2 protein-coding genes are annotated in these 12,464 nt (G+C 66.7%); both read right to left on the bottom strand.

The features are described 5' to 3' along the window. Window positions 1–18: 18 nt before the first annotated feature. Window positions 19–4,959: a non-ribosomal peptide synthetase gene (locus EYV96_RS16455; RefSeq protein ID WP_131152659.1), complete on the bottom strand. Its 4,941-nt coding sequence runs from the start codon at window positions 4,957–4,959 to the stop codon at window positions 19–21. After that, the gene (locus tag EYV96_RS16460) at window positions 4,956–12,098 is read right to left on the bottom strand and encodes a polyketide synthase (protein WP_240732631.1); all 7,143 of its coding nucleotides are present in this window, start codon (window positions 12,096–12,098) and stop codon (window positions 4,956–4,958) included. The genes EYV96_RS16455 and EYV96_RS16460 overlap by 4 nt, the downstream gene beginning before the upstream one ends. Between the last annotated feature and the right edge of the window lie 366 nt (window positions 12,099–12,464).

Here is a 12,464-nt window from a genome sequence, read left to right on the forward strand (position 1 = left end):
CCTGTCGCCGGCGGCATTTCAGTGTTTCCCGAACAAGCCGCGCAACTTACCCACCACGCCCTTGGCGCGCGGTGCTTCGGCCGGTGCGTTGTCCAGTTCCATGGCCAGCGTTGCCAGCGTGCCGTTGGCGATATCCAGCAGGTTGAGGCTGACGCCGGTTTCGCGCTGCACGCGGGCGGCCATGTCCACGGCGAGCAGCGAGTGACCACCGACGTCGAAGAAGTTGTCGCTGGCGCGCACGCGGTCGAGTTCGAGCATCTCCTTCCACAGGTCCGCCAGCTGCTGTTGCGAAGGCGTCAGTGGTGCATCGCTGTTTGCACGAGCAGCCGGACGCGGTGCAGTTGCCTTCGGCTGGTAGCTGCGGCGCAGCGAGCTGAGTTCTTCAGCGCCGTTGCCATGAAGTTTCGCCACGGTGAGCTGCGGATCGGCGGCGACGCGCGCCATCAGGTCGACGTAGCGATCACGCAACCATTGGGCCGTCGCGGTCTCCAGGATGTCGGCGTTGTAGGTGACGCCGCCGACCATGCCCTTGTTGTTCTCAAGGAACCACAAGCCGAGATCTTCCGTGGCGCCGCTCTGGAACAGCAGGATCTGCTCATGCTGCAGGCCACCCCAGTCGACGATGCGCTGGCGCGCGTCCTGGAACGAGAACAACGCCTGGTAGAGCACGGCGCCATTGCCGTGGCCGGTGCGCAGCTCGCGTTGCAGGTATTCGAGCGGAACATCCGGGTAGCCGAAGCTCTCGATGGCCAGCGCCTTCACCTGCCGGATGGTGTCCAGGAAGCTGCGCGACGGATCGACCGTCACATGGAGCGGGAGCAAGTTGTTGAAGTAACCCATCACCGATTCGACCTCGGTCTGGTTGCGGCCACGCACCGGCGTGCCGACCACCAGTTCACGCTGGCCGTCCATGCCGCTGAGCAGCACGTAGTACAGCGCGAGCAGGGTCATGTTGAGCGTGGCATCGACCTGCTTGCCCACGGCGTGCAGCGCATCGGTGAGCGCCTTGTCGGTGCGGATCCATTCCGTGCGACCGACGCCGGACATGCCGGGGCGACGCGGATGATCGGAGGGGAGCGCGCGCGTTTCGGCCACACTGCCCAGGCGCTCGCGCCAGAAGGCGAGCTGCTTGTCGAAGGCGGGGCCTTCGAGCCATTGCGCGTGCCATTGCGCGAAGTCGCCATAACTTACCGGCAGCGGTGCCAGCGGCGACGCGTCGCCGGCGGCGAAGGCGCGATACAGCGCCGAGAGTTCTTCGTACAGGATGTCGAAGGACCAGCCGTCCCAGATGATGTGATGCGGCATGAAGAAGAACACATGCTCGTCGTCCGTGGTGCGGAACATGTGGGCGCTGAACAGCGGCGCGCGCGTGAGTTCGAACGGGGTGTCGGTCAGCTCCTGCAGCCGACGCATCAGCACGTCGGTGCGTTCGCCGTCGGGCAGGTGGCGCAGGTCTTCAGCCGGGAACAGCGACATCGGCACGTCGTCGTGGACCACCTGTTCGACGCCGTCCGGCGTCCGGCGCATGGCCGTGCGCATGCTCGGCTGGCGCTGCATGAGTTCATGCAGGGCGCGCTCGAAGGCGGCTTCGTCCATGGCGCCGGTGAGGCGATGGGCTGACGGCGCGTTGTAGGTGACGCGACCGGGCTGCATTTCTTCCAGCGACCACAGGCGTTGCTGCATCAGTGACAGCGGGGCACGGGTCTGGTCGGCGCGGCGGTCGATCGGCGCGGTCGCTACGGCGTCACCGCTGGCCTGCTGGGCATCGATGGCGGCAGCGAGTTCGGCGATGGTCGGCGCATCGAACAGGGTGCGGAAAGAGAGCGTGATGCCGAACGCCCGATTGAGTCGCGCGGTCAGCTGCGCGGCCAGCAGCGAATGGCCGCCGAGCGCGAAGAAGTTGTCGCGGACGTCGAGGCCGGGCAGGGCCAGCACGGTTTCCATGGCGTCGGCGACTCGGCGCTCGCTGTCGTTGCGCGGGCTGATGCGCTCGCCGCGATCGGCGACCGTGGCGACGGACGGTGCCGGGAGCTGCTTGCGATCGATCTTGCCGTTCGGCAACTGCGGGACGGAGGTCAGCTGCATCAGGTGCTGCGGCAGCATGTACTCGGGCAGGCGCTCCTTGAGCGTCGCCTTGAGCGCGTCCTCGTTCATGGGCTCGCCCGACCGGGTCACCACGTAGGCCACGAGGCGCACGTCACCGGGACGATCCTCGCGCGCCAGCACCACGGCACGACCGACATCTGGCGCATCCGTCAGCACCGCTTCGATCTCGCCCAGCTCGATGCGATAACCGCGCACCTTCACCTGGAAATCCAGGCGTCCCATGTGTTCGAGCTGGCCATTGGCCAGCCAGCGTCCACGGTCGCCGGTGCGGTACATGCGTGCACCGGGCTGGTTCGACCATGGGTCCGCGATGAAGCGTTCGGCGGTGAGTTCCGGACGGTTGAGATAGCCCAGCGCGACGCCGGCACCGCCGATGACCATTTCACCCGGCATACCCAGCGGCACCGGAGCGCCCAGCTCATCGAGCACGTGCACGGTGGTGTTGCCGACGGGCTTGCCGATGTAGATGCCGGCGCGCGGATGGTGCACGCGCCAGTAGGTCGAATAAACCGTCGTTTCGGTGGGGCCGTAGCCATTCCAGACTTCGCCACAGCGTTCGAGCAGGGCTTCGGCCAGGTCGACCTGCAAAGGCTCACCGCCGGACACGGCACGGAAGTGCGCGTGTCCCTGCCAACCCGATTCCACCAGGATCCGCCAGCCGGCGGGCGTGGCCTGCATCATGCTGGCCTTGCTGCTCTCCACCAAGGTGCGCAATGCGGCGCCATCGCGCACATCGTCGTGATCGGCCACCACCAGAATGGCACCCACGCTGAGGGGAAGCATGAGTTCCATGAAGGCGATGTCGAACGACAGCGTGGTCACGGCGACGAGGCGATCACTCGCGGCGATACCGGGCACACGCTGCATGGTGGTGAGGAAGTTGGAGGTTGTGCGATGAGGCACGCGCACGCCCTTCGGCCGGCCGGTGGAACCGGAAGTAAAGATCAGATACGCCACGTCATCCGGCGTGGCGGCATTGCTGTCGCGCGGCAGGCGCGAGGCGCTGGCCGCGGCGATTTCTTCAGCGTCGCGCGACAGGGACAGCACGCGCTCCGCGGGATAGTGGAAGGACGCCGGCACGCCGTCGTCGACGATCAGCGCGGCGAGCTTGGCGTCCTGCGCCATGAACGCGAGGCGGTCAGCCGGAAAGCACGGATCGAGCGGCACATAGCCCGCGCCCGCCTTGAACGCGCCCAGTACGGCGGCGACCATGTCCATGCCGCGCTTGAGCGATATGCCGACCAGGGCGCCGCGGCAAATGCCGCGCGCGCGCAAGGTATGCGCGATGCGGTTGGCACGGTCTTCCAGCTGCTGGTAGTTGGTGGCGACGCCACGATGGATCACCGCGACCCGCTCGGGGTCGTGATCGACCTGCTGTTCGAAGTATTCGTGGGCGAGCTGGTTTTCCGGATACGGCGTCGGCGCCGGCTGCAGCGCATCGAGCGCCGTGGCGGCTTCGGCGGACACCAGGTTCAGCGCCTGGGCGGCTGCCTCCGGTTGTGCCTGCGCGCTGCGCAGCAGTGTCTCGTACGCATCCAGCCAGCTGCGGATGGTATCGGCGCGGAACAGCTCGCTGTTGTACTGGCATTCCAGGCGAATGCCGCCATCGACCTGCACGGCGTTGACGAACAGTTCGAAGTTCTCGTACGCACGCGGCACGCCGGCAAATTCGAAGCGCAGGCCGGGGAAGGACACCGTGCTGTTGTCCAGCGCCTGATCCAGGTTGAACAGCACGCTCACCAGCGGCAGGCGGCTGGGGTCGCGCGGCAGCGCAAGGCGGGCGAGGAGGCTGCCCAGGGTGTACTGCGAGTGATCGAAGGCATCCAGCAAGTCGCCGCGGACCGAGCCCAGCGCTGTCGCAAAGGGGGCTTCGCGATCAATACCCACGCGCAGCGGCAACACGTTCACGCAATGGCCGACCAGCGACTGAAACCCGTCCTGCGCCTGTCCCGCCACCGGAATACCGATGACTACTTCGTCCTGGCCGCTCAGCCGTTGCAGCAGCAGGCCGAAGCCGGTGAGCAAGGTCGCGTAGAGGCTGGCGCCGCGCGAGGCGCCCATGCGCTTGAGGTCCGTGATCAGCCCGGCGTCGAGTACGCGGTCCTGGCGCTCGGAGGCGAAGCCGCGACGGCGCGGGCGCAGACGGTCGGTTGGCAAGTCCAGCGAAGGGTGCGTGCCGGCGAAGCGCTGTACCCAATAGGCCTCTGCGGACTTGCCCGCGTCGGTGTTGGGGCGGTTGGCTTCGGCGAGCGCGAAGTCGGCGAAGGCATCGGCTGGTGCGGGTGCTTCACCCTGGCCCAGCGCCTGGCGATAAAGCGCCGCCAGATCGTTGACCAGCACACCGAAGGACCAGCCGTCGCACACGATGTGGTGGGCCGTCAGCACCAGCAGGTGCTCGTCTTCGGCCAGCTTGAGCAGCTGTGCGTTCACCAGCGGGCCGTTCTGCAGGTCGAAAGGCGTGTTGACGACCATCTCCAGTAGCTGCGCGACAGCGTTGTCACGCGCATCTGCGTCCAGCGCGGCGATGTCGGTGAGCGGGCAGGGCAGCTCCGTGCGCGCGGCAATGTAGAGCTCGTCGCCGTCGGCGCTCACGGTGGCACGCAGCACCTCGTGGCGATCGGCCACGCCCTGAACCGCTGCTTGCAGCGCGGTCACGTTCAGCGCGCCCCAGAGACGCAGCGTCACCGATTCGTTGTAGGCGAGCGATGCAGACGGTTCGAGCGATGCGGCCAGCCAGATCTCACGCTGCGTCGCCAGGGTGGGCAGCACGCGCTCGATGGCGGCACCGGCAAACGGGTCGTACTCGACCGCGACGGCGGCGGGGGTGCCCACGGGATTCGTATTCGGACTCATGCGCTGACCCTCATGTACTTGCCCGGAGCTTCCGGGTTGGGCACGAACCAGGCCGGATGGCCTTCGGCGTCCTTGCCCAGGCGCGCCCCGGCCACCGGCGGGCGCGCGGCATCGAACGCGACGGCTTCGACGTTCTTGTGGCGCGGCAGGAATTCCGCTTCCTGCAGTTCCAGGATGGATTCACGGAAGGCGCGCGCGATGGCGTTGAAATCCGCTTCGCTGTGCGCGGTGGTGAAGAAGCAGGGGAAGTTGTCCAGCACATGGATGCCGCGGCTGCGCATCATGGCGAACAGCAGTTCCTGCAGCGGGTGGTCTTCGAGGAAGTTCACCTTCCACACCGACGCGAAGTTCGCCAGCTTCAGCGGCGCGCCCACGCTGGCGCAGAAATCGTTGAGCTCGTCGATGAAGACGCCGGTGCGTGCGTTGAGGCGTTCCTGCAATGCACCGCCTTCATCCTTCAGATGGTTGAGCACCGCGTGCGCGGCGGCCAGCGCCAGCGGGTGACGCACAAAGGTGCCGGCGAAATAGGTGACGCCAACGGTCGGCACCGATGCGTCGCCGTATTGCCAGTCGCCGCCATCGAGCGCATCCATGAACTTGCGCTTGCCGGCGATCACGCCGATCGGGAAACCACCGCCAACCACCTTGCCGTAGGAGGCCAGGTCAGCATCGATGCCAAGCACGGACTGGGCGCCGCGCGGATGCGAGCGGAAGCCCGTCACGACTTCGTCGAAGATCAGCAGCGCGCCGGCATCGGCGGTGATCGCGCGCAGCTCCTTGAGGAATTCACGCGGCTGGAAATCCGGGCGCCGGCTCTGCACCGGTTCCACCAGCACGGCGGCGATGGAGTTGGCGCGTTCGCGGATGATGGCCAGCGATTCGGGCGTCCCGTAATCGAGCACCAGCACGTTCTCGGCCGTGTTGCGCAGGATGCCCGGCGCGGCCGGTACTGACTTGAGCTTCCTGGTGCCGCGCACGATCACTTCGTCGAAGATGCCGTGGTACGAACCGGTGAAGATCACCAGGGTGTCGCGACCGGTCACCGTGCGGGCGATGCGCACCGTGCCCATCACGGCTTCGGAGCCGGTATTGCACAGGGCGGCGCGATCGAAGCCCGTCAACTCGCACACCTGCGCGGCCACTTCACCGGCCAGCGGATGCTGCGGGCCGATCTCATAGCCGGCGTCCAGCTGCTGGCGCACCGCGTTCAGCACGAAATCCGGCTGCCAGCCGAACAGATTCATGCCAAAGCCGTTCAGCGCATCGATGTACTCGTTCCCATCAAGGTCCCACACCCGCGAACCCTTCGAGCGCTCGACGACGATCTGGTAGATCATCTCCTTGAGCAACGGGCGGAAGCCGTTGACCACGCGCGGATCGGCGAGATGGTCACGGTGCTTCTGCGTGTATTCCTTCGATTTGCGCGTGCGCTCGATATAGCGGCGCATGAAGGTATCCAGGCGTACACGCTGGCGATCGGTGAGGTCCGTGCCGGCCGAGTGGATGCGCGCGATGGCGCCGAAGGCCTTCTTGACGTCGTAGGTGGTGTGCGCGAGCGCGGCTTCTTCGTCGTTGGCCGGCGCATCGGGCTTGGCAGCCGGTGCCACCGCCGCGGCCACGACCGGCGCTGCGACCGGCGCCGCCACCGGCGCGGGTGCGGCCACCACGCCACCGGCGAGCAGGGCCAGTTGCTGCTGCATGATCAGCATCTGCTGCTGGATAACCTGTTGCACGGTGCCGCTGGGTGCGGCGGCCATCGCTGGCATGGCGACGGTCGGCGCGGTCACGGCGGCGGGTGCGGCCGGTGCGGCGGGCGCCGCATCCGGGGGAAGCAGTTGGTCGATATGCATGGCGAGACGCTCGAAGGAGGAGAACGACTCCATCAGTTCGCGGAAGGTGATCTTCAGCGCGAAGGTCTTTTGCAGCTGCAAGGCCACCTGGGTCAGGGCAAGCGAGTCGAGGCCAAGCTCCATGAAGTTGGCGGCGCTGTCGGCATCGGTGAATTCGGCGCCGGAGACGTCTTCGAACAGCTCGACGAGCTGGCTGACCAGGCGCGTGCGACGGTTCGTGTCGGCAGCGCCGGAGAGGGTGGCTTCCATGGGGCTCTCCGCAGGAGGGGCAAGGGGTATGGCGGGTACGAAAGGCAGCACGTTGTCGGGCAACGCCGGGGCGACAGGCGCATCGGCGACGGCGTCGATCCAGTGGCGTTTGCGTTCAAAGGGGTAAGTCGGCAGGCACAGGCGCAGCTTGCGTTCGCGCGTGTCGAGCGCGTCGAGATCCAGCGTTGCACCGGCGCACCACAGCTGGCCAACGGCGTCCAGGAACGCATGGCGTTCACCGTCGGGCTGGTCGCCGATCGAGCTGACGATGCAGCGACCGCGCGCCTGCGTGTGCTGGCGAGCGAGCGTGGCCAGCGCGTTGCGCGGGCCTGTCTCGATGAAGACGTGGGTGCTGCCTTCGAGTACGTGCAGCACGGCGGGCGAGAACTGCACGGGTGCACGCAAGTGGCGCGTCCAGTAATCGATGGACGTTGCGTCGTCGTCGCTGAGCGGCTGGCCGGTCAGCGTGGAGACGATGGGCAGGGCCGGGGCGTGGAGCGTGATGCGCGCGACTTCCTCGCGGAACGCCGGCAGGATCGGATCCATCATCGCCGAGTGGAAGGCGTGCGAGGTATGCAGGATGCGGGTGGCAAGGCCATCGGCTTCGAGTTGCGCCGCCAGGGTTTCGATCGAAGCTTCATCTCCGCTCAGCACGCAGGCCTGCGGGCCATTGATGGCCGCCAGCTGGATCGATGCCGGCAGCCGTCCGGCGAGTTGATCGGACGAGGCGCGTACGGACAGCATCTTGCCTGCCGGCATGGATTGCATGAGCCGACCGCGACGGGCCACCAGACGGGCGCCATCGGCCAGCGACATCACACCGGCGATGACCGCAGCGACGAATTCGCCGACGCTGTGGCCGATCATGGCAACCGGTTGAACACCGAGGCTCATCCACTGTTGCGCCAGTGCGTATTCGATGGCGAACGTGGCCGGCTGCGTCAGTGAGGTTTCGCGCAGCGCATCGGCATCGTCGGCGAACAGCTTGTCGCGCAGGTCAAAGCCGAGTTCGCCTTCGAAGGCGTGTACGCAGGCGAGCAGGGCATCGCGGAACACCGGCTCACTGGCGTAGAGGCCGCTGCCCATGCCGGCGTACTGCGACCCTTGCCCCGGGAACAGGAATACGACGCCAGGCGTAGCCGGCGCTGCTGCACGGGCAGGTGCCGTCGACGCCTGCGCCAGGCGCGCCACGGCCGTTTCGATATCGTTGGCGACAACATACTGGCGCTGCGAAAACACCTTGCGCGAGGTACGCAGCGTGTGCGCCACGTCGGCGAGGTTGGCGGTGTCGCTGGTGGCCAGGTGTGTCGACAGGCGTGCAGCGGCGTGCGCCGTCGCTTCCGGAGTGCGGGTGCTCAGCACTAGCAACTGCGGCCCTTCCGCTTCCTCGGATACGGGGCGCTTCGGGCCCTCCTGCAGCACCACGTGCGCATTCGTGCCGCCCACGCCAAACGAACTGACGCCGGCCAGCAGCGGACGGCCGTTCGCCTGCCAGTCACGCCGCTGGTCATTCACCACGAACGGTGAATTGGCAAAGTCGATCTTGGGATTGGTGACCTTCAAATGCAGCGTCGGCGGCAGCACGTGGTCGCGCATCGCCAGCGCCGTCTTGATGACGCCTGCGACGCCCGCGGCCATCACGGTATGGCCGATGTTGCTCTTCACCGAACCGATGGCGCAAAAGCCACGATCTTCCGTATGACGACGGAACGCGCGGGTAAGCCCTTCCATTTCGATCGGATCGCCCAGCGGCGTGGCCGTGCCATGCGCTTCGATGTAATCGATGTCGCGCGCGTTGACGCCTGCGTTATCCAGCGCCATGGCGATCACGGCGGCCTGTCCGGTGCTGCTCGGCGCGGTGAAGCTGGACTTGACCGCGCCATCGTTGTTCACCGCGACGCCGCGAATGACGGCGATGATCATGTCGTCATCGCGAAGTGCATCGCTCAGGCGCTTGAGCAGCACCACGCCCGCGCCATCACTGAACACCGTGCCGCGCGCATCCGCATCGAAGGTGCGCGTGTGGCCATCCGGCGACAGCATCGAACCTTCCTGCGAGAGATAACCGCTGCGCGGCGGGCAGGTAACCGACGAACCACCGGCCAGCGCCATATCGCACTGTCCTGCGCGCAGGGCCAGCACCGCCTGACTGATCGCCACCAACGACGTCGAGCAGGCCGTGTTGAGGCTGACGGCCGGGCCGGTGAGATTGAGCTTGTGCGCGACGCGTGTCGCGAGATAGTCCTTCTCATTGGCCAGCATCACCTGGAACGCACCGAATTTCTCAACGAGTTCCGGATGGCGGCTCAGGTGGCGCTGGAAATACGTGGCGTTATGCATGCCGCCGAACACGCCGACGGGTTTCGCCTGCGCATCCGGCACGTAACCGCCGCGCTCCATGCATTCCCAGCACAGTTCCATGAACACGCGTTGCTGCGGATCGGTGAGGTCGGCTTCGCGCGCAGACATGCTGAAGAAACCCGCGTCGAAATCCTCCACGCCGTCAATGACGCCGCGTGCGCACACGTAGTCGGGATCGTCGCGTTCGCTCGCGGCAACGGCGTGGTCGAGCCCGTCCTTGCCGAAGAACGTGATGGTCTCGCGCCCGTCGCAGAGGTGGCGCCAGAACGTATCGACGTCGTTGGCGCCAGGCATGCGCGCGGCCATGGCGATGATCGCGATGGGTTCGCGTTCGATGGTCTGCGGTGCGGTAGCCAGGCGCGTGTCGAGGACAACCGCCTCACCGGCGATGCGGCCCGCAAGGCTCGCCGCCGTCGGCGTGCCGAAGAAATCGGGGATGGTGACGTCGACGGCCGCCTCGGGCTTGAGCCGCACCACGGCTTTCACTGCCAGCAACGAGTTGCCGCCGAGGTCAAAGAAGTTGTCGTGGCGACCGACCGTATCCAGACCCAGCAGATCGGCGAAAAGCGCGGCAACACGCGATTCGACCGCACCTTGCGGTGCCGCGTACTCGGTGGCGATTTCGGGGCGACCGCGGTTGGGGGCGGGCAGGGCGCGGCGATCAAGCTTGCCGTTGGCCGTGACCGGGAGGGCGTCCAGGCGCAGGTAAATGGCCGGCACCATGAAGTCGGGCAGCGCGTGCGCCAATGCATCGCGCAGGCGACGCACGGTGACGGTGTCATCGCCCACATAGTAGGCAACAAGGCGCTTTTGATCAGGTCGATCCTGTCGGGCGATCACGGCGCAGGCGCGCACGCCGGGCTGGCGCTGGAGCGCGGCTTCGATTTCGCCCATCTCGATGCGGTAGCCGCGGATTTTTACCTGTCCGTCGGCGCGACCGATGAATTCGATGACACCTTCCGGCAGCCAGCGCACGAGGTCACCCGTGCGATACAGGCGGTCGCCTTCCGCGCCAAACGGATCGGGCACGAAGCGCTCGCTCGTCAGGTCCGCACGTCCAAGGTAACCGCGAGCCAGGCCCGCGCCTCCGATATAGAGCTCGCCGACGGCACCGGCCGGCACCAGCTCACCGCGGGCATTCATCACGTGCAGCGTGGTATCGGCAATCGGGCGGCCGATCGGAATGGAGCGCGCATCCGGCGGCAGGTCGCGCGGGATCGGATACGTGGTGGCGAACGTGGTGCATTCGGTGGGACCGTAGCCATTGCTGATGAGCACATCGGGCAACGCGGCGTAGGCTTTGCGCACGTGCGCCACCGACAGCGCTTCGCCGCCGATCAGCAACTGGCGCAGGCCACGCAGGCAGCTGGCATCGTCGTCGATGATGGCGTTGAACAACGCGGCCGTAAGCCAGGCGATTTCCGCGCCGTGTTGTTCGATGCTGCGTTGCAGGGCGCAACCGGTCGGCACGCGCTGTTCGTGCACGACGCAGGTTCCGCCGTTGAGAAGGGCGCCCCAGATCTCCAGCGTGGATGCATCAAAGCCCAGCGGCGCGGCATGCAGCACGCGCGGATGTTCGCCGAAGCTCACGTAATCGACATGGCGCACCAGTCGGATGATCGAGCGGTGCATGATCTGCGCGCCCTTGGGCGTGCCCGTGCTGCCGGAGGTGTACATCACGTAGGCGAGCGCGCTGCCGTCCATCGCGGACAGCGGCATGGCGTCGGTCGCTTCCTGCAATTGCGCAGGCGTCACGGATTCCAGCTCAACATCGGCGAGGCGGAAGTTCGGCGTCGCGTGCACGATCAGGCCGGCCTGCGCGTCATTGATGACGAAGGCAAGGCGGTCGGCGGGATAGTCGGGGTCGAGCGGGAGGTAGACGGCGCCGGCCTTGAGCACGCCGAGGAGGGTGACCAGGGCGTCGGCACTGCGGTCGAGCAAGAGGGCGACGGTCTGGCCCGCGTGAATGCCGCGGCGAGCCAGTTGCCATGCGACGTGATCGGACAGACGGTCCAGCTCGGCATAGCTCAGGCTGCCGTCGTGCCAGGCGATGGCGGTGCGATCCGGCACGCGACGCACCTGTTCGGCGAACAGTCCGTGCACGCTGTCTTCGGCGCGTCGCGGGCGCGCGGTGTCGTTCCAGCGATAGATCTGCGTGTAACGCTCGGCAGGATCGAGCAGCTCGGCGGTACCGCTGGCAAACGCTTGCAGTGCGCGCAAGACCAGTCCGGCCATCAGGTCGATCGCGTCGGCCGTGAAGGGCGCGCGATAGCGCACGTGCAAGGCCGACGACGCCATCCACCACACGCTGTTAGCGGACGCATCGGTTACATCGTCATCGGCAGCCAGCCACGCGGTTTCGCCAGGCGCACAGGGCGCGGCATCCGCATGCGCGCGCTGCCAGTCGGCGATGATGGCGGTGGTCGGTACGGCGAGGATGGCGTGCGCAGCCTTGCCATCCGCGATGCGGGACACCAGCAAGTCAGGCGCGCCGGTAAGACGTGCCTCGGCCATCGACAGGGCGATAGCCAGATGAGTCGCCGTCAACGCGTGTGCCGGGGCAACCGCCAGGGCGGTGGTCTGCCATGCCTGCGGCTGTTCGGAGGGATGGCCGGGCAGGGCGTCAAACAGTCGGGTGGCGGCCGCCTCGCGATCGAAAGATTCGAGCACGGCGGTCACGACACCTTCTCCGTAAGGAATGCCTGCAGCTCCCGGGCTTCAAGGCGAGCGGCCAAACGGGCATGCATGCTTCCACCCTCCCCCCAAAATCCAGCGGGATGGCCGACGTCGGAATCAGATCGCTTCTGGTTGCGATGGGCGGCGCATCCGGGTCCGGCAGGTTCAGGCGCGCCGCCTGAAAAAGCCGGAAGTCGGGGAGAATTGTCGAATAATCGCCGCGCGATTCCTTTACGTCATCACGGCTATGTCCCGCCTATGCCTTTGGGTCTAGGGCACCGGAAAAGACGGCAAACGCACTGATTTTTCGAGGCTGGCCCGCTGGCCGGCCGCTACCTGAATGCCCGGCCACAGGGCCTATGGTCCACT

Origin of the sequence: Dyella terrae (genome assembly GCF_004322705.1) — a bacterium.
GTDB classification, from domain to species: Bacteria; Pseudomonadota; Gammaproteobacteria; order Xanthomonadales; family Rhodanobacteraceae; genus Dyella_D; species Dyella_D terrae.

Excerpts from the sequence above, each read along its gene's own strand:
- EYV96_RS16455 (WP_131152659.1), bottom strand. The coding sequence starts at position 4,959 with ATGAGTCCGAATACGAATCCCGTGGGCACCCCCGCCGCCGTCGCGGTC.